This window comes from Paenisporosarcina antarctica (assembly GCF_004367585.1).
Classification (GTDB): domain Bacteria; phylum Bacillota; class Bacilli; order Bacillales_A; family Planococcaceae; genus Paenisporosarcina; species Paenisporosarcina antarctica.
Window position 1 is genome coordinate 1,790,420 of record NZ_CP038015.1, and the last position, 19,586, is coordinate 1,810,005.

The following is a 19,586-nucleotide window of genomic DNA, read 5'->3' on the forward strand; positions in this document are numbered from 1 at the left end:
GAGCGGATAGATAAGTATTTCCAGGAACTCTCCTTCCATGAAGTTCTTTTTACCTCAGTAGCCAACCATCATAAACCCATTCATATACTTTGATTCTTGGGTCCCCTGTTTCAACAGCCACCTCTGATAAACATATGATACGACTGACGGAAGAAGACAAATCCCTTTTGATATTCCTCTATTATCAGATTTTAATATTCCTTCAGGTGTGAATAGAGTCATTTGAGTGTCGTCTGTAATTTACGAAATCCCTGATGATGATAGTTTCAAGTCTCGAAACTAAAAACTCTTTTCTTTTAAAGTTTTTATGATCTTAGAACAATTAAATTCAATGCTTGTACAATAAGGTGTAAAATAGAAAACAAACGCGGAAAGGCTTAGAAGAGGAGGACCCCATTTGAAATTATTTGCAGCTAGAGGATTTACCTTTTCCGTATCATTTTATGCTTTATTGCACTTTATTACATATTTCTATGATGATGCTGTCTTTTTCGTTTTTTTGATTTCTGTTTTCGGTATCCTCACTTTGATTTTTGCCTATTGGCTATTGCCAGTGAAAAATTTTCAACTTCAGCTATTTTTGATTATAATGTCTTTACTTGTGCTGTTTTTTACTAGTGAGTCAATGTGGAACGATTTAATTGAAGGCTTAACACAAATGCGAGATTTAATTGGACTATTGCTCATTGTGCCAATGATCAGTTGGGTATTAAAAGAAGAGCCTTATATAGAAGAAATTATGAGCTTTTTCCATAATCTGCTTAATAGAAGCCAACGTTTTTATTTTGGATTGATGGCTATGACACAAGTAATTTCTCACTTTTTGCTATTCGGATCAGTACCGATGATGTATCGTTTTATCGATTCTTTTTTGAGTGAACATAAAGATGAAGCATGGGAAAACTTTAAAGGAACTGCTATTTTGCGAGGCTTTGCTTTATCTACAATGTGGGTCATCAGTATTCCAAGTTTTATCTTTGCTGTAGAAGCACTTGGAGCAACTCTATGGAAGTCGATGCTGTTGGGCTTCATTTTCGCGTTTGCTGGAACACTGCTTGCTGTTGCTTTTTCCTACTTTAAGGAAAAGGATTACCATGCAAATTTTACAACGATTTTACAGCTAGAAATTGACAAAGCAGTAAAAAACTCTCGTAATAGAGGCTATTGGAATCGAGATGTAGCAGAATTTTTTTTCCTTTTTGTCTCGCTGTTTGGAACGATTTTTCTTGTCCATGAAATTTCAAAACTGGAATTTTTACTGGTCATTCCCATGGTCATTCTTGTTTGGACTTGTCTTTACTTTCTCATCAAAAGAAGAAAAAAGAGTTTCCTTACTAATAATACATTCTATTTGTCTCAAGGGATTGCAAAACAGGCTCAGCAATTCAGTATTTTACTGGCGGCTGGATTATTAATTTATTCCCTGAATCAAACTACTGTCGGACTTTACGTGATTGGCGGCATGAACTTTTTGACTGATATCGTGCCGGTAATCAATATTCTTTTCTTGATTCCATTTATCGTTATTTTCCTTGGATTTATTGGGTTAGGCCCGTTGCCTGTCATCGTCTTAGTAGCGGGGATATTAAATGGAGTTGAACTGCCTTATCCACCTGAATTGATTGTGCTGGCCATCACTTCTGGGAGCGTCATTTCAATTATTCTATCTCCTTTTGTCATGCCGGTTATTATTTTAAGCAGCGTGAATGGACTCAGTGGCATAAAGAATGGACTCCGCTTCAATTTAAAATTTGCTATCGCATTTTATTTTCTAGTGCAGGTGTTTATTCAAACTATAGTTCTTTTATGAATCTTGAGTTGAAGGATCTATTAGTCAAGTGACTGCACCGCCTAATTTTACCCACAAATTTACAATCATTCTAGTAATTGATTTGAAATTAAGCGATCATGTTTCAAATGCGCTCTCGAACTCAATCTGAAGCAATATAACCTAAATAACAAAAGAGGATGAGCGGGGCAAAAGCCTTCACTCATCCTCATTTACTATAGCCAATCATGCCGCGTCATGGGCGTCCTTCTCAATTGGTGTCAGCCATGTTAAATTTTGATATCAATCCGGATTAAGTTGAGTTTTAAATAACAGAAATTAATCTACACTCCTTAAGATTGCGTATCCTTTGTGTACTTTAATTGTTGCTATTAGCTCCCCTTTGCGTGCTTGGTCTTCTAACTTTGATCCAGTATCATCCTCTAGATAGTACTGCTCAATAGGAATTGACACTCTCACTTTACCCTCGTTAATGTATGGGGTTAGTATGCCTTTAATATAGGTACCTGATTTTGGCTTACTAACTGTTAAGCTAGTAACTTTGTGGGTTTCCGTTTCATTACTATATGCTAAGAGTATATACACTTTTAAGTCATCTTGAGGGTAACTACCGGTTGTGTTGTCTTCAAGTGTTTTGCGTAAAGACTTTTCGACAACATCAATCACTATGTTTTCCGCTTCGAAGTCTAAATCCACATAGTCGCCGTAGAACAAGTTACTAGGATCTACCGGTACTGTTTGTAGCCTTACTGTTTCGCCATAATAAATTGTAGTCAATGGCTTTACTGTCATGCTTAACAAAAGTATGACTGGAAGAAGAAGAGAGATTAAAAATAATTTATTCTTTGAGAGATTCTTCACTCTTAACCATCTCCTTTCTCCTTGTCTTTTCAAACCAGTAGCCTAGACCTAGTAATAATAAGCCCCCTATGATGAAAGCAATTGATTTGTCCATGAATGCTAGTGATAGATCTACATAGAAACGTAAGACGAACACACAGACAATTGCTACTCCGAACAGATTCTCTTTTTTAACAAGTGTCAGTGCATAGATTAGATAGAAGACTGAGAAAACAACTGACGCTATTAAAGCTTTGGAGTCTGGCGCATCCAAATAATTGCCTAAACCCTTGTAAAACATAGGAAACCATACATCAGGAATTGACAATATTAAAGCAGTTGGGAAATGTAGTATTGTCCCTGTTAACCTCATAAAATCTTTATAATCCGTATGTTGTATATAAGTTATGAGCATCCATAGTGTGAAGTAGAAAAGTGCTATGGCTGCAAAATTCTCATACTCAAAGTGATAAAATAAGAGTGCTGATAATATTAGTGTAAATGTGAAGTTGACAATGAATAATGGTTGTGACTTATGCATAATTACATGTCCTATATAGAAAAGAATCGGTACAGCCAATAGAGCTACATAAGGAAAACTGTCACGTTCGAATATAGGTTCGAATAAAAAGTGCATGGCAATGAATTGATAGAGTAAAACAAAGTTTGCAATCATTAGTTCAACTGATTTATTCATTACAAAATGATTTAGTGCAAAAAGTGCTGGAATAATGGCGATTGGTAAATACTTGTTCCAGTCATCTCCAAACATGAAGGTCATTTCAATAAATTGATAGAGAATAATGAAATTTACCACTTTTACATATATGTTGTTTCGCGTGAAATAGTAACCAAATGCAAATAATGCTGGAATGATGAGAATGGGTGCATATTCTAATAACCCATCTGCAAAAAGAAACTTTATTTCAATAAATGCATAAACAAATACTAGACTTGCTACTTTTAATATTTTATCTTTTAAAAACATCGCTAATGGCAGAATACCGATTCCCCACATTAAGAAGGCATCTTCTAAATTTCCACCTAAATGAAACATCTGTCCGATATAGAATATTTCAGCACCATATGCAAATGCCCCTATATAATAAAAGGCTCTAGAGAGATGCGGTTTTTTCTTTTCTAAAGTAAAGCCCACAACATAGAACACGATAAGCGTACTTAATAATATTAAAAATTTGAATGTCTTCGTAAGCTCTGACCAGTTACTCGCCACAAAGCTTAGAATGCCTAAACCTATTAGGATACCTCCAATGATGGATAGAATCTGTACTGCGTTCATTTTAACCAGTTGTGGTTGCACTTGTTTTGTTGGAGATTCGTATAAATCAATTAATTTATTCGATTGCCCTTTATCTAAATGGCCTGTTTTCTCTAGAAAAATAAACTCCTTTTTAAGAAACTCATAGGTTAACCTTGAAACTCTTCTCTTCAAATGACACCCTCCTTACTCATATGATAATATTACCATTTTTAGAGAATATTCATACACTTTATTAACTCAGATTCTTTTGATGCTTTCTCATACATGGTGAGTTCAAAAATTGTACAATTAAAGTTGTCCTTACTACGAGAATACATTCTGTATCTAGTTATGTAATTACTGATTTTACTAGTAATTCATGCAAATAAATCCCTACACGCTTATAATAGAAGAGCAAATACATACAATTTAGCACGTACAGGGAGCGTTAGAGAATGGATAAGTTGATCCGACTTTTAACCATTGATGACTTGTCTTATCTCGAAGCAATGGAAACTGGAATAAAAGATGATTACGTCATACGAATTTTCGAGAAACTAGTAACAGGCGACAATCGTCTATATGGATTGTTTTGGCGAGACAAACTTGTCAGTATTGGTGGATATACAATTTTTGAGAGAAGATTTGCCATGATTGGAAGAATGCGCAGTGACCAGCGCTACAGAGGAAACAGTTTGTCTTCACAATTGATGGTCCAAGTCATAGAAGACGTGTTTAAACTACCGGATATTCAATGGGTCGGAGCGAATACTCAGGAGGAAAATCTTCCAGCTCAACGTGTCCTGCAAAAACTTGGACTTATAGAGCATTCAACTCTCCAGGAAGCGACCACAAAGAATGTTTCCTCGCTTGAAAATGGTGCACGTGCGTGGCAGGAAGTGTACGATCTTGAGCGGAAAAAGATATGGATCAATCAGTTATACGTGAAAACAGGTGCTATTTTTCCATATGAATGCTATTACGCTTTCCCTGCTTCAGAGGAATTATTTCCTGAGGAAAAGCTGATGAAATGGTCCTTTTATGAAAATGAAACTGCAACAAGGGTGCTGATTACGAAAACCGATTTAAAAGATCGTTATTACCTTCATACGGTCTACCCGTGGAATGACCTAATGGAACAGGAAGGGCTATGGGAAACGATAGCTACAGCATACCGAAAGTTAGCTGATTATGTTGTATATGAAACCTATATTTGGATGGATTTAACCAAGGAAGCAACACAGTCCCTACCAAGTGACCATCCCTTCGTACTTCCCTCTTCCTGGATTTTATATGGAATAAATCGAGAGCAAAGAAAGACCTAACAAGTGACTTTTTCTGAGCCGGTCAGGTTTCCAGGTCTGAAGCAAATTTAATTAAAAAAAGAGGATAAGCGAGACAAAAATCCCTGCTCATCCTCTTTTTCTGCTGACCAACCTGCGGTGATGTGTGTCCTTCGTTTCACGGATTAAAAAGTAATCGTTTTTTCGTAGCTTGCTCATAATAATAAGTAAGTAGTTCAATTAACCTGGGCCTGTATGCCATTGCATTAAATGTAACTCTGTTCTGTACTATTATTTATGCATTCCACATTAGTTGAAGAACTGTAAAGTTTACGTAACGTTTACGTTAATTCCTCATATTGTTTCTTCGACTTACTTCTACCAATGATGATAATTCTAATTAGGTTTCCTTTAAATATTTGAATAATCACAAAGTTCAATTAAAGTCCCATCAGTTGATACGGGATTAACATAAATGAGCCTTCTTCCACGTGTGTTAGTACGTAGCGTGTCTTCTAGAAAACGAACTCCACTTTTACTTGCCTCGAGTACTGCTTTGTCCAAATCATCAACTCGATATGCAATATGATGCACCCCTTTTCCTCGTTGCTTTATAAACCGAGCCATTGGAGAGTTCTTATTGGTTGGTGCCAGTAATTCAATTACTTTATCATTAGTTCTGACAACAGCAACGTACACTTCAACTCCAGATGTATCACTTGTATAACGGTCCTCTAATACACCATTTAATACATTAATATAAAATGGAAGAGCGTCATCAATACTTCTAACGGCAATTCCAACGTGATCTAAAACATATTCCAATTTAGTACCTCCTATTGCCCTATCATTTTTATTTTTATTAATTATTATTCTTTAGTATTATTTTGTAAGAACAAAAATCATATTCATCAGTCTTATATCGTTATATTCACCTTTAGTTCGAACAATCATTGTTATAATATTAAATCAGCAATATAAACATTTTCCCTCTTCTTTTGATCTTGAATAAATTTCACTTATTCTTGTATAGAATCCACGATATCTTATTCGTTTCTATTCTGTTAGTCATGTTTTTAATTCTAACACTTCTGAATCTCCCCAGGAAGAATCCGTTATTACGACCATCCAACCATTAACTTCCCTTCTTCTTATCGTACCTTTCAGTATTCTATCAAATGCCTTCTATGTATTAACTACTTGTCCATCACAATTTATGTTCATTCTAACATGAATATCCAAATAAATTTTAAGATGATTATCTTTGTAACAAAACTCTTCCTTTTCTGAACACGGCACAAATGGTTTAAAACTCATCTGTCACTTAAGATGGTATTTTGCACTTAAATTATTAAACAAACGTGCGACTAAATTATTAGTATCAGTCTTTGTCATTGAGTCTAATATATGTAATATTTTATATTCAATAACAAAAAATTGGATTAATTAAGGAGAGGAGGGTTTTTTGTTGAAAGTGAATAAAGGATATAAAGGGAATTGGATAAGGTTTATTATTTTCACACTTGTTGTTGGTTTAATTGTCGGTATTTTCTCAGTTACTTCTGATAATTTACCGTATTTACCTGATGGTGTAACAACTCTTCAATTCGTCATTTCCTATTCGGATTAATGTAACATCCAGACCTACGACTGGATTCATTCAAAACTCCTCCAAAATATATTTGCCGGTACCCTAATCCTTCTTTCAATGTCATAGCTTTGCTTGTTAACCATCGGGTCCCAGCTAAATTATGTTTTTACAAGTAGGGGGCGAACGGTTTAGCTGACGAGATCAATGTCCCGCGGGCAGGGACGCTCTCCCCCGGCTACTGTTATAATAAGACCTTATCAAAAATGGTCACCAGAAATATATGGTTACGAACGAGGTAGGTTAGTTAAGAGCGTTGATAACTTTTGTTCAGATACATGCCACAATAGAATCTAACGGACAATTTTTATATACTTTAAATCAGGAAAAACAGCCTGCCACAAACGGACCAAGAACCAATCATGTATCGAATAATTAAAGCAAGTATATAAATATCAATTTTCTTACTAAGAAAGGAGAAAACACAAAACATAAAATCGTGAGGAGGCAACTCTTTTAAAAACACCTAATTAAACAGTTTTTAAAATAAAAAGCATTTAGGTTCTAGCACATAACACTTGTTATTCATTTTGTACATGGTAATAGTGTTTTAAAGTCAATTGCTGCATTTCATTACTTACCCTTGGAATAAATTCTCCTTGAGTTTGCATTATTAGATGGTCATACATCATCTGCATACTTACATTCTGATAGGCCATTTTTATGTGGATATTTTTGACGTTGGAATCTTTCATCATTAAGGCTGAATTGAAATTATCACTCCCCATAAGTTTCGCAGTAGATCTAGTATCTAGCGCAATATCCTTTTCATATTCCTCGAGCGTCTCAAAATCAACGTCCCAGTTGAAAGAATCCAATTTGGGTAAATGAACTTGATGTGTCTGACCAGGTTCAATAAGAGCCAGCATAGTTTTAACATGATTCCTTAATGTTTTTAAATGTAAGTCTAATAATTTTTTTAACATATGGTTTCGTACTAACTTATTATACATTTTCAATCTATTGATGACCCCTTCATGTGTAGTTAAATGTTCCGCCATTATTCCAAGGTCAACTGCAGGTAAATTCATTGGTTTATTAACCTCCTTTATACTCCCTATAAGATATTCATGAGGATGTGGTATGGTTCCTTAAATGACCATTGTTGTAAGTGGAATTGGATTTCACCAAAATAGGGAATAGTATAATACAACTTATGAATTATATTATTATATTCGCTATTAGTAAATGTTCGGCGTGACAATTAGGTAGAGATAAGATCCAAAAGACTATACTCAAAATAAACATATTATATGGCTCTTTCAACAATTAGGGGTGTCATCTTTATCGGTTTTGCACCTGTTTTAATTTTTATTATGCACTAAAATTATTAAACAAACGGAAATTTATAATCAACCCATGAAAGTAAAAGACTTAGCGAATAAGCCACCGCATTAATGATTAGCGCTGCAGCGAGTGAAGATTCCGGGTTGACCATTCGGGACGTAACCACATGAGCTATTCCAGCGTGGATGATAAAATTATATACCGAGACTTGGCGAGGTCCCTTCAGGCGGGTCATAAACAAAATGCTAAAGTAAAGAATCGTGACTCTTGAGAAAATTTCCAATGGATTTAATGAAGACCCTCCATTCCATAAAGAGTTCCAATATGAGTAATGGACAATAATTGAAGAATTCTCTTATTCTACTTTATGTTTTCCAAAACTCTTCTCAAAGACATCTTTCACTTTGCCCAATAATTTGCGCTTATTTTAAGTAATATTTTACACATCCAACTTTTAAAACCCAGCTACCTTCAAATGAGAAGATTGCTGGGTTTCTTAATTATTTACATCCAATTATATATAGAACCATTCGGATCTGCCTAGTAATAAAGTGACTGCTCATTGTTCAGCAATTGTGTCCTTTAACAGAAGTCTCGATTTTATGATAATCTAACAGGCATTAATATCGATTTTCAGTTACTGCCCCCTTATACGCCCTAATGACAGGGTTCTTTACCATAGACCGCAAATCACCATGATGTCAATGATTCTCCTAATTCAAATTCTCTTCTTTTATGATTTAAAAATATTGAATTATAGTATTTTGATATACCCTTCTGTTCCATGCACACGAATACGTTGCCCGTCTCTTATCAGCTTGGTAGCATTTTCGACCCCAACAACTGCTGGCAAGCCATATTCACGTGCTATAACTGCTCCATGGGTCATCAGTCCACCAACTTCGGTGACTAGGCCTTTTACGGATACAAACATTGGTGTCCAGCTAGGGTCAGTAAATGTGGTGACTAATATATCTCCATCTTCTAGATTTGCATCTTCCATGTTTAAGATGACACGTGCCCTTCCCTCTATAACTCCGGAAGAAACAGGTAGACCCACAATAGCTTCGTCAGGGAGATTGTCTCGTTTGTACTTACCTACTATGATTTCACCATCAGATGTGATAACACGTGGTGGAGTTAATTTTTCATATAATTTGTAGTCGCCTTTTCGTTTATTGATAATCTGGTAATCAAGTTTATTTGTGCGGACGACTTCGTGAAGCTCTTCAAATGTGAGATAGTATATATCTTCTTTTTCATGAATAACGTTGGTTTGTACGAGTTGTTCGGTTTCTTTCAGTAAAGCCTGTTTATAAACGAAGTAGCGATTAACCATGCCGTATTTTGGATATTCCCGATAACCGATGAAATTTCGGATCTGGTCGATCATTCGTTTTGTTTCTATGGCTTTTTGTTCACCATCCGGTAATTGCTTCAATCGATCCAATAACTCTTGTTCTTTTTTCAAAGCTTCCTGTTGCCCTTGCTCAAATTTTCGATTGCTAGCATTAGGTTCGAAATTTTTAATATTACTAAGGATCACTGGGACAAGTGTAGTCGGTTTTTCGCTCCAACGAGTTTTAGTAATATCGATTTCTCCGGTACATCGCATTCCGTATTTGCTGAGATAATCATATATAGCGTCTTGGGATTCCTGTCCACCATCAAACTTAACCAGTTCACTCAAAAAGTTATCATCTTTTATATATTGTAAATAATCGATTACTTGTGGATAAGGACGAATCACATCTGCGACATCCAAAAGCGCCAGACCCATTTCCGAAGTAACATTGTTGGGTACAGATTGAGAAAGCGTATCTGCTACGTTTTTTTCACCTAACCATTCGTTCATTTTTTCATTGATCCATGATGAAGCATTCATAGCAGCCATAATCACACCCAAACTTTGTGGGTCAAATAAAATCTTCTTTAATTGCTGTAAATCTTCTAGAATAAAATCAAATAAATCTAATCCAGATTTCGTTTGAATGTTTTGTTTTAACTCTTCTATCGATGTTTGACTACTCTTAATCAAATCAGAAACGATTGTCGGATTGTTTTCGTTTTGAAAACCCGCAGACGCCATAACTTTATTGCTTGTACTGGGATTCAGTTCTTTTTTATCATTTGGTAACGATTTTATAAAATTTCCTCGATCTATTATGGTCGTAAGTGCGTCTTTTATGAGAGGATCGGATTGTCCTAGGGCATTTATTAACATTTCTCTGCTAACAGGTGAAGCCAGATTATGTGTGATATCAACAAACAACCTTCCACCAGCTTTACGCATGGGCGCAAAAGTAGTTAACAGGAAAAAAGACAATCCCAGTGGTTTCATAGAATCGGTCATCATTTGTTGATGACCGACAGATACGTAAACGTGATTTTCTAGATCATTCGCTTCAGGGATCGGGTATAAAGTAGTGATTGGCCGACTCTGGACAATATAAAATATATCATCAACCAAACACCATTCAATATCTTGTGGGCAGCCAAAATGAGCTTCAATATGCCTTCCTATGCGTGCTAGTTGTAAAATTTGTTGTTCAGTAAGTGTTTGTGTCTTTTGCTGCTTAGGATCGATCTGCTGAGTCTCTGTTCCGCCTTTTTTTAGTCCATAGATAGCCAATTTTTTAGTTGCTATCATCTTATCGACGATTTTATCTTCTTTCACCTTATAGCAATCCGCAGATACCAAACCGGAGACAAGGGCCTCTCCTAGCCCAAAGCTAGCATCTATCAATAGTAGCTTTCTATTGGAAGTAATCGGATCAGCCGTAAATAAAATTCCTGAAGCCTGTGGGAAAATCATCCGTTGAATAATAACAGATATGTAAACTTGGCTGTGATCAAATCCGTTTTGGATTCGGTAAATTACTGCGCGTTCAGTAAATAGGGAAGCCCAACATTTACTGATGTGTCGCAATATTGCATCTCTTCCGATGATATTTAAATAGGTGTCGTGTTGACCAGCAAAGGAGGCAAAAGGAAGATCCTCGACTGTAGCACTTGAGCGAACAGCATATGCATACTCGAAACCAAAAGTTAAGAGACAACTATCGATATCTTCTACGATCCCCTTCTCGATCTCGATCCCCTCAATCAGCTCACGAATCTTCCTGCTAATTTCACTAATTCTTTTTCGTTCGTCCACTTTTTGAACTGCTAGTTGTTCCAGTAATTGATGAAACTCCTCATTTTTCTCAATGACTCTTTTATATGCCTCAGTGGTTACACAAAATCCCTCTGGTACAAATATTCCTTCAATCCTCGAACATTCGCCCAAATTCATCCCTTTGCCACCGACCACCATTTGTTTCGTTGTATCGATCTCCCCAAACTCTAGTACATATGGTTTCATTTCTTTACCTCCCATTTATCGCTCAATACAAGACGAATCATATGACAAAAATTGTTCATTTGCTCAACCAATTTGCTGTCTACTTTTTCTTGCTCCTGGCGAAGTTTCATGTTCATAACAAACCCTTCCTTTTCTACAGCACTATTAGTACGTCGGTCTTTTGCACCTGTTTTAAGTTTTATTTTGTACTTAGAATATTAACAAACGCCGAGGCTAATTATTAGTGTCGGTCTTTTTCATTTGAAATACAATATATGTAAGAATGTCAATTTTTAATTGGTATTTCTTTATTCAGATAAAATGGTGGGATAGTGTAAGAAGAGAATTTAGATTTTATTAAAAGAACTTGAAACGAAGGATTTAATAGAGATAGGATAAGTGTATTGCCTGTTGTGTTTAACCAATTGTCAAAACTGATATATCTAGTACTTAATTCATAAATGGACCAAAATAGATTTTAGGAAATCTATGTAATTCAGATAAATAATATTGTTAGGGAACATCATAAGACCCTATTCATGTCCAAGTTATAGTGCCTGTCTCCCCAATATATTAAAGTATAAAAACTTTAGAGAAGCGGGTAAAAGGCACTATGTTACTGTATTAAACTTATTATACGAACCACGGTTGATAGAGTTTAATATGACGTTCATTGTACCATTATTAACTCTTCTTCATACGTGTTGATCCACAAGAATAGGATTACCATCTGGGTCTTCAATTGTAAAACTTGCTGGCCCTATGTTTGATTCATCTGCTTCAGTCAGCATTTTAATTCCTTTAGCTTTAAGCTGCTTTTGAAGGTCTCGAATGTCAGTAAAGGAATCGAGATTATCGGCATTTTGACTCCACCCTGGATTAAGAGTCAGAATGTTCTTTTCAAACATTCCTTTGAATAACCCAATTATGCAACTTTCATTCTTCATAATTAGCCAATTTTGAGTAATATCCCCTCCTTAGACTTGAAATCCTAGGTCTTCGTAAAATGATTTTGATTTATTAATGTCTTTTACATTTAAACTTACAGAAAATGCTCCTAGCTTCATATTCCCACTCCTTATCATTTTATAATGTTCAGGTATTTTTTGATGTGGATAAAGAAAAATTCACCTAATTTAAGTATAAATAAGTAATTTGAAATACACAACATTCACCATATATTATAAGAGAAAGTGGGGACGTACGGAGCTGTCATGATACAGGTTATAATGAAAAGAAATATTTGTAAATAATTGAAACCTATAGTTTGTCGAAACGTAAATATAATTAATAATAAAAATCTGAAATAGGATACTGATATAGCTTTCACAAAGAGGGGGATGTTTATGTTCTTTTCACGTTGGACTCTTTTTCAAGGGGCTGTAGTTCTTTCTTTATTAATTCTTTCGATTACATTAGATTTATTCAAAGAAAAAATTTCAACTCTGATGTCATCGAGTTCTGTAATGCCAATGTTATTAACATTAGTACTTATTACTATCGTAATCAGCTTGTTTAGTTTATTTATGTTTTTTCAAACTAAAAAAAGTAATACGTTTTTATTACATCCTATATGGAAAAAAATGCATATAATTATATCCTTTATTATGGTTATATCGATAATTGTTTTCATTAGTTCTTTTCTTTTATTTCCTTTAGACGCAGTAGTACAAAATAGTCGTTGGATATTATACATAATCATTTACTATTTTCTGTTTTTAATGAATATTTTGGTTCTATCTCTAATTCATAAAACAATTAAAAGGAATACTTCAAATGAAAAAAAAATTGAATTATCATTTGTATGGACAATCTTTCTCCTCTTTGTAATTATCTTTCTTCTTCCTTCTATATAAAGAAAATTCAACTTATTGTAGAGAGTTGAAAAAATAATAAGTAGGTCTCCCTAGACAATAAGGCATTACAAAAAATTTGCTTCCTTCGAAGTAAAATGACAACTTTCATTGAATCTGGATGTTGCCATTTTTCGTATATACTTTATTCAAAAATAACAGCAGGATGATAGAAGACTATCAAAATAGTATTAATGATTAAGAACACCTTCAACATATTTTAAGCTCCTTTTGCTGTTTAGCTGGGGAAAGAAAACTATATCCCTAACTTTTCAGTCTTTATTAATCAATACAGTGAGAGTAATACTCACTTAAAGAGTGAGGTCTAAAAATGCCCTCAGCGTCTACATCACCCGTTATCTCAGAAACTTTAATATTTTCTAAATTTATCTCTAATCCCAATTTAGCATAAAGTTCTGAAAGATAATCACCATCTATTCGATAATTACAACTTACAACTTTATTTTCATATTTGGATGAAGAAACCCAGCAATTTTCTTACACAAGATTGCTGGGTTCCTCCGTTGTATAGATTTGGTCTGTTGCTGCTTCAGATAATTAGTCATATGTTAACTTAATACTTTTAATTTTGCCTGTATGGATTAATATGGTAACGTACTGGAATGCGTTAATATATCGTCCAACTCTTTTCCTATGAATGACATGAAGAAATTAAGTATCAGCCCTCCTAAACAGACGGTTAATAAAGTTCCTATACCAATTGGTTCATTCATCATCATTGCCATGATCAAGAATACGAGGTAAATGAATGTTCTCTAATAAAATAGATTGGTCCCAGTGAATTCTTGTATGTTCAGTTAATAGATCCAATGGAATCGTACCATTGATCAGGCTTTATCGAATTGTCCAATAAAAAAGCCACAGATCAATACCGATACCCGTTATATCTGCTGTTACCTACCCCTCAATTTCCGGTCATTGCTTTTTTAATAATGAATTGCGTCCAATCAATATGATAGCCAGTATGATTTCCCAACCTCCCACAGTGAGCCCCACGTTTATGGACACTCCTAACAAAAGTGCAACAAACAGGTGACGTTCCAAGGTCTGATTGTATCGTGAAAGAAATACCAATAGTTGATTGTAAAATTCCTATTACATAAAAAACGTATATCACTTTACTCGACCTCTTTATCGTTAATTTTGTTGCAAATGCAACAAGTTTGAGGTAAATTCAATATATTGTTTTTTATTGCATTTGCAACAAAAATATTTACTGAGGAGTTTTTTATGAAAGAGATTCTGCGAGAAATCGGCATGATAGCAAGGGCATTGGATTCGATAAGTAATATAGAATTCAAAGAATTTGACCTTACCAAAGGACAGTATTTATACCTTGTGCGAATATGTGAAAATCCAGGAATCATTCAGGAACAGTTAGTGGAGATGATAAAAGTAGACCGATCCACAGTAACTCGTGCTATCCAAAAACTAGAAATGAATGGCTTTATTGAAAAGAAAGAAGATCCACATAACAAAAAAATTAAAAGACTCTATCCAACTGAGAAAGGAAAAACTGTGTACCCTTTCATAAAAAGAGAAAATGATTATTCCAATTTCGTTGCATTAGAAGGATTTACCGAAAAAGAAGTAGCAACCACTTTCGAACTTCTGCAACGAATCAGAAAAAATATCGGAAAAGACTGGGGATTTGTAAAAAAAGGAAACAAGAGAAACTATTGATTAGCTGAAGGAGTGACTTATTCAAATGACGATGACTATAAAGAAGTGTACCCTTGAAGATTCAAGCGAACTTCAAGAAATCAGTGTTGAAACATTTAACGAGACATTTAAGGATAAGAATTCACCTGAACAGATAAATGCCTATTTGGATAAGGCATTTGATTTGAACCAATTAAAAAAAGAATTATCCAATAGTTCTTCACAATTCTTTTTTGTATATTTTAATAATGAAGTCGCTGGGTACCTTAAGATCAATACCTATTATGCCCAGTCGGAAGTAATGGGCGATGAATCACTTGAAATCGAGAGGATTTATATAATTAAGAAATTTCAAAAACAGGGGCTTGGAAAGAGCCTGCTTAATAAAGCGATGGAGATTGCCATGGAATACAAGAAAAAGAAAGTCTGGCTAGGAGTCTGGGAAGAAAATGAAAATGCCATTGCTTTTTATAAGAAAAAGGGGTTTGTCCAAACTGACGCCCACTCTTTTTATATGGGCGATGAAGAACAAGTGGACTTAATCATGACCAAAACACTCCTCTAACATTATTAGTAAGGCGGATTATCATGTATATTCCTAAATATTTTAAGGTCTTAAATTTTGACGAAATTCAGAAGTTTATTCAAATGAATTCATTTGGAACGCTCATTACCACAAAAAAAGGGAAACCCATTGCGACTCACTTGCCCTTACAGTTGATAAAGAAGGAGATGTTTACTATATAACGGGGAGTAATTGGTCTCTAGATACACTTGACTGGAGTGGAAAATCAGAGGAAGAATTATTAACGATTATGAATAGGGATAAATACCCAACTAGAATTGTCCTTCAGCACAACTTCCAAAATACCAAATTACAAGGTACAGTTGATACATTGGTTAAGGTGATGACGGGAATCAATCTGTTATTCATTGGGATTTAATTTCTATTCACCGCCCCGAATACGGAGGTGGAAAAATCTATTTTAATGGTCAATTAAACCGAAAAGTATTCAGCCGAGAACTGCATTATTGTTCCCGCACCCCACTAATTCATGAAGCCGTTGGCGTTCTAGCGCCATCGGTTTTTTTGCCATCATGAACACTCCACTTTAAACCTTCTTTTTTCATGTACTCTTATTTTGGACCGAGGGTGATCACTTTCGGTTCCAGTTGTTATGTCAACACGCAGTCCACACCCCATAAAAGGTCAGTTAAACAATCAGTCTCTTCACCCATTTTCGGGATTGCAGAGACTGTTCAAGCGTGTTGTTAAATACCAATTCATGGATTCACAAGTCAAAAATTTGTTCAAACAATAAATTATTTTGTGAATTTTTTCACAAAGACTAGCATTCTCGGAATAAATTCTGTATATTTATTATATTCAGTTTTAAAGGGATAGCAGAGGAAGAAAAAGAGGCTAAGGGAGCTCTTAATAGATAGTGTTTGTTGGAGACACTCCTGTAAACCAAATATCATAATACGATTAATATGGCTTATGAATGTAACATTTTCAATCTTATTATTTGTTTAATATTCTTATAAAAGGCTCAACTAAACACTGCTCATGATGTCTTCTATATTAGATTTGATTTTGGAAGGGGGGTGAATTTATAAAGAAAAACTTTAAGATATCCCACATGTTAGCATCAATTAATTCTTCTGAGAATTATTGTAGAACACAAGAATAAAATAATTTTCAAAGTAAAAAAATAGGAGGATTTTTCATGTGGGTTATTACACTCTTTTTAAAGAATGATATTAAGATGTACGAATTTAATAAAGAAGAAGAAGCAAGGAACGCTTTAAAGAATATTAAAGGTAGCAAAATTCTTTCCCAAATCATCTATTTTAATGATTCTCTATTTGCTTAAATGCTTGAATAAAAAGAGCTGAGCGTTGGGGCTCGGCCCCGCTCGGCTTTTTTTCCTTCTAGACTTTGGTTGTATGATCCAACTACCCATTCACAAGTATACTAAGAAGAATTAGTAGCTTGAATAGATATTGCCATGTTGTATGCATACTCAATCAGCTTCTGAGCACCGGGCTAAATATTTAGGTTCATTATCCCATATATGGTAATTTTTTGTTTCAACGAATTAAACTAACCCCCGAAACTATATCCGAATAGCGGACACTTATCATAATCCGATTTGGAGAATAGTTCCTTTATTTGTTTGTAATATTTTTTATCTTCCAAAACTCGTCCTGTCCTGAACACGACACTACTTCCTCTAAAAAACATGTCACTTTAGTCGAATTTTGCACCATAGAAAAAAGACTTAGGGTAATCTCATCGCTCATCCTAAGCCTCTTTGCCTGTTTATTAGGTGGTCAACATTAGACATATACTCTTTAAATCTTATTCGAATCTCAATAATAGTGAAATTTATTCACTTCTATTGAGATTATTTTTTAGTTTATCAAGCTGGGCTAGCATTCTTGCACGCAAATCCTCAGGATGAATTTCTTGTAAAAGGATTCCAAATGATAACAGATAGCTATCTAACCAGGGACCTATCGGGAATTGAGTATTAACTGTATAAGATCCATCTTGGTTCTTCGTAATCATATGGTCATCGAACTCGTCATAAATCCTGTGTGCTCCCTTAGAAGATATCCGGAGAGTTACAGGTACGGAAGAATGTGCAACTTGTGTCTCTGCATTTTTAATGGCGTTATGTGAAGGTTTAGGACTAAATGGTTGGTTAGTCACGGTTACTTCTCGCATCCGACTGATTTTAAAAATTCGAAAACACTTTTTCCATAAACAATAACCGGAAAGATACCAAGCATTCTGTTTGAATAATAATTGAAGTGGTTCCACATTCCGTTCACTTTTTTCTCCTTCTGAATTAATGTAACTAAAATGAATCACAAATTGATTGATAATAGCATCTCGTAATGAAGCGAACAGCTGTTTACTTTTTGGCCCACTTCCCCATGGAGAGAAATCAATGTCAATCCAGTTAGTCGTATCCTTTTTAAATAATCGAGATACCTTTTTTATTATTTTATCCGAATTCGGAAAATCAGTGACCACCAACGTCTGTAGACCAGTTAAGATGTCTTCCTGTTCATTACTTGTTAAAAGCGAAGCATTAAAAGAGTACCCCTCTAGCAAAGAGATACCTCCTCCTTTCCCTTTACTGGAATAAATAGGAATCCCAGCCCCACTTAATACGTCTACATCTCTATAGATGGTTCGTGTCGAAACCTCAAAATGCTCTGCTAATTCTTTTGCTGTGACAATTTTTCTATCTAATAATATATAAATGATTTCAAAATGCCTATTGATGGTCATAGAAATCCTCCCGGCAAGCTTTCCTTACATAAATTGTTTTTCCTTTTTCTCTAAGAACTGCTCTAAAGCTTGTTCGCTATTAATATCCATTCGTTCTGCTAAAATAATGAGCCACCAGATAGACTCACCAATCTTATGCATTAGTTCAGGTTTAGGATCGATGGCTGTTGCTGTTGGCCATCTTTCTTGGTGAGCCATAGTTAGACGTCCAACTAGCGCTGCATCAGTTAAAAATGCCAGCGCATCCTCCTCCACAGACCACTCCGTTCCATGATGTTTGTTCTCAAGTTGATGATATATCTTTCTAATTTGTAACGACCGATCTACTGTTTCATTAAAATTCATATCCAGTCTCCTCACTATTTTTTATTTGAAACATGATAAGCACATGTTTTAATATGATCATCTACCATGCCAATTGCTTGCATAAAAGAATACATTGTAACAGGACCAATAAATTTGAACCCCCTCTTTTTTAAATCGTTGCTGATTTGTTTGGATAGTTCCGTCTGAGCTGGAATCTGTGTATCCGCATCCCAGTTATTAACAATCTGTTTAAAATCTACATAGCTCCATAAAAAATTGGAAAAACTTTTAAATTCATCTTGTACTTTCAATATAACTTTAGCATTATTTCTAACAGATTGAAGCTTAGAAAAATGTTTAATCACATTATTGTGTACTTTAATATATTCTAAGTCGGCATCGGTTAGCTTGGAACAATAGGTAATATCAAAGTTGTGAAATGCTTCTTTGTAACTGTCTCGTTTTGATAAAACAATACTCCATGATAATCCTGATTGTGCACCTTCTAAAGTTAACATTTCAAAAATGTATTGATCTTCACTGTTTGGTACACACCATTCTTCATCATGATATGTTTGCATGAGCTGATTATTATTTGGCCATAAACATGTATGCATTATTTCCCTCATTTCATCTTTTTATTAATTTACCATTCTTAATTGGACAACAGTATGTCATATTTCAAAAAAATAAAATAACATTCACTTTTTTGTTATCACACAATAGAATCACTCATTTTAAAAATGGTTAGAAATCATATGTGAGTACATTGGATAATAAAACTTTTACGCTCATAACAAAATGGAAGCTTTCAGTAAAAAACCTGAAAGCTTCCATTTTCATATCTCTCGTATCGGAAACGATGCTTTTTGAAATATTTTATTTTCTCTTCATTTTGATGAAAATTTAATGCTACATGTGTATCAAAATATTGCTCAAAATCTATATTTCATTATCTACCGTATGGAATATTAATTTGTTGAAGT

14 protein-coding genes and 4 pseudogenes are annotated in these 19,586 nt (G+C 34.6%); 8 read left to right on the forward strand and 10 right to left on the reverse strand.

Annotated elements, in window-relative coordinates:
* The first annotated feature begins 397 nt into the window (after positions 1–397).
* Complete coding sequence (locus tag E2636_RS08985; protein WP_134209906.1) at positions 398–1,810, forward strand: hypothetical protein; 1,413 nt, start codon at positions 398–400, stop codon at positions 1,808–1,810.
* A 297-nt stretch (positions 1,811–2,107) separates the two neighbouring features.
* Here E2636_RS08985 and E2636_RS08990 read toward each other — a convergent pair whose 3' ends face one another.
* Positions 2,108–2,650 carry a GDYXXLXY domain-containing protein gene (locus E2636_RS08990; protein WP_134209907.1) on the reverse strand — a complete coding sequence of 181 codons (543 nt, stop codon included), beginning with the start codon at positions 2,648–2,650 and terminating at the stop codon, positions 2,108–2,110.
* Entirely contained in the window at positions 2,628–4,082 is a 1,455-nt protein-coding gene (locus tag E2636_RS08995) for a DUF2157 domain-containing protein (protein ID WP_134209908.1), read from the reverse strand. The genes E2636_RS08990 and E2636_RS08995 overlap by 23 nt, the downstream gene beginning before the upstream one ends.
* A gap of 263 nt (positions 4,083–4,345) precedes the next feature.
* On the opposite strand from E2636_RS08995, the gene E2636_RS09000 reads away from it, so the two are divergent.
* On the forward strand, positions 4,346–5,215 hold the full coding sequence (locus tag E2636_RS09000; protein ID WP_134209909.1) for a GNAT family N-acetyltransferase: 870 nt from the start codon (positions 4,346–4,348) through the stop codon (positions 5,213–5,215).
* A 369-nt stretch (positions 5,216–5,584) separates the two neighbouring features.
* On the opposite strand, the gene E2636_RS09005 is transcribed toward E2636_RS09000, so the two are convergent.
* On the reverse strand, positions 5,585–5,998 hold the full coding sequence (locus E2636_RS09005) for a VOC family protein (RefSeq protein WP_134209910.1): 414 nt from the start codon (positions 5,996–5,998) through the stop codon (positions 5,585–5,587).
* 643 nt (positions 5,999–6,641) lie between these two features.
* Here E2636_RS09005 and E2636_RS18970 point away from each other — a divergent pair.
* Entirely contained in the window at positions 6,642–6,803 is a 162-nt protein-coding gene (locus tag E2636_RS18970; RefSeq protein WP_166669504.1) for a hypothetical protein, read from the forward strand.
* Between the two features lie 539 nt (positions 6,804–7,342).
* Here the strand turns inward: E2636_RS18970 and E2636_RS09010 are convergent.
* The 4 genes and pseudogenes from E2636_RS09010 to E2636_RS19355 form a co-directional block, all read right to left on the reverse strand.
* On the reverse strand, positions 7,343–7,852 hold the full coding sequence (locus E2636_RS09010) for a hypothetical protein (protein ID WP_134209911.1): 510 nt from the start codon (positions 7,850–7,852) through the stop codon (positions 7,343–7,345).
* Between the two features lie 1,010 nt (positions 7,853–8,862).
* Positions 8,863–11,472 carry a phosphoenolpyruvate synthase gene (gene ppsA / locus E2636_RS09015; protein WP_134209912.1) on the reverse strand — a complete coding sequence of 870 codons (2,610 nt, stop codon included), beginning with the start codon at positions 11,470–11,472 and terminating at the stop codon, positions 8,863–8,865.
* A 674-nt stretch (positions 11,473–12,146) separates the two neighbouring features.
* A pseudogene (locus E2636_RS09020) lies at positions 12,147–12,518 on the reverse strand (VOC family protein).
* Positions 12,519–13,906: 1,388 nt separating this feature from the next.
* Positions 13,907–14,442: pseudogene (locus E2636_RS19355) on the reverse strand (YitT family protein).
* A 113-nt stretch (positions 14,443–14,555) separates the two neighbouring features.
* Here E2636_RS19355 and E2636_RS09030 point away from each other — a divergent pair.
* From E2636_RS09030 to E2636_RS18975, 5 genes and pseudogenes are all read left to right on the forward strand, one after another.
* Entirely contained in the window at positions 14,556–15,008 is a 453-nt protein-coding gene (locus E2636_RS09030; RefSeq protein ID WP_134209913.1) for a MarR family winged helix-turn-helix transcriptional regulator, read from the forward strand.
* A gap of 25 nt (positions 15,009–15,033) precedes the next feature.
* Positions 15,034–15,552 (forward strand): spermidine/spermine N(1)-acetyltransferase, encoded by a 519-nt coding sequence (locus E2636_RS09035; RefSeq protein WP_134209914.1) that lies wholly within the window; start codon positions 15,034–15,036, stop codon positions 15,550–15,552.
* A gap of 23 nt (positions 15,553–15,575) precedes the next feature.
* Positions 15,576–15,739: pseudogene (locus E2636_RS19615) on the forward strand (FMN-binding negative transcriptional regulator); the annotation flags it as partial.
* A 155-nt stretch (positions 15,740–15,894) separates the two neighbouring features.
* Positions 15,895–16,089 (forward strand): annotated as a pseudogene (locus tag E2636_RS19360) (hypothetical protein); the annotation flags it as partial.
* Positions 16,090–16,717: 628 nt separating this feature from the next.
* Positions 16,718–16,864, forward strand: coding sequence for a hypothetical protein (locus tag E2636_RS18975; RefSeq protein WP_166669505.1), 147 nt, complete (start codon positions 16,718–16,720; stop codon positions 16,862–16,864).
* A 515-nt stretch (positions 16,865–17,379) separates the two neighbouring features.
* Here E2636_RS18975 and E2636_RS09045 read toward each other — a convergent pair.
* The 3 genes from E2636_RS09045 to E2636_RS09055 are packed head-to-tail and all read right to left on the reverse strand — an operon-like array spanning position 17,380 to position 19,217.
* Positions 17,380–18,294, reverse strand: a complete 915-nt coding sequence (locus E2636_RS09045) for a helix-turn-helix transcriptional regulator (protein ID WP_134209915.1) — start codon at positions 18,292–18,294, stop codon at positions 17,380–17,382.
* A gap of 24 nt (positions 18,295–18,318) precedes the next feature.
* On the reverse strand, positions 18,319–18,639 hold the full coding sequence (locus tag E2636_RS09050) for a nucleoside triphosphate pyrophosphohydrolase family protein (protein WP_134209916.1): 321 nt from the start codon (positions 18,637–18,639) through the stop codon (positions 18,319–18,321).
* A 14-nt stretch (positions 18,640–18,653) separates the two neighbouring features.
* Positions 18,654–19,217, reverse strand: a complete 564-nt coding sequence (locus E2636_RS09055; protein ID WP_134209917.1) for a DNA-3-methyladenine glycosylase I — start codon at positions 19,215–19,217, stop codon at positions 18,654–18,656.
* Between the last annotated feature and the right edge of the window lie 369 nt (positions 19,218–19,586).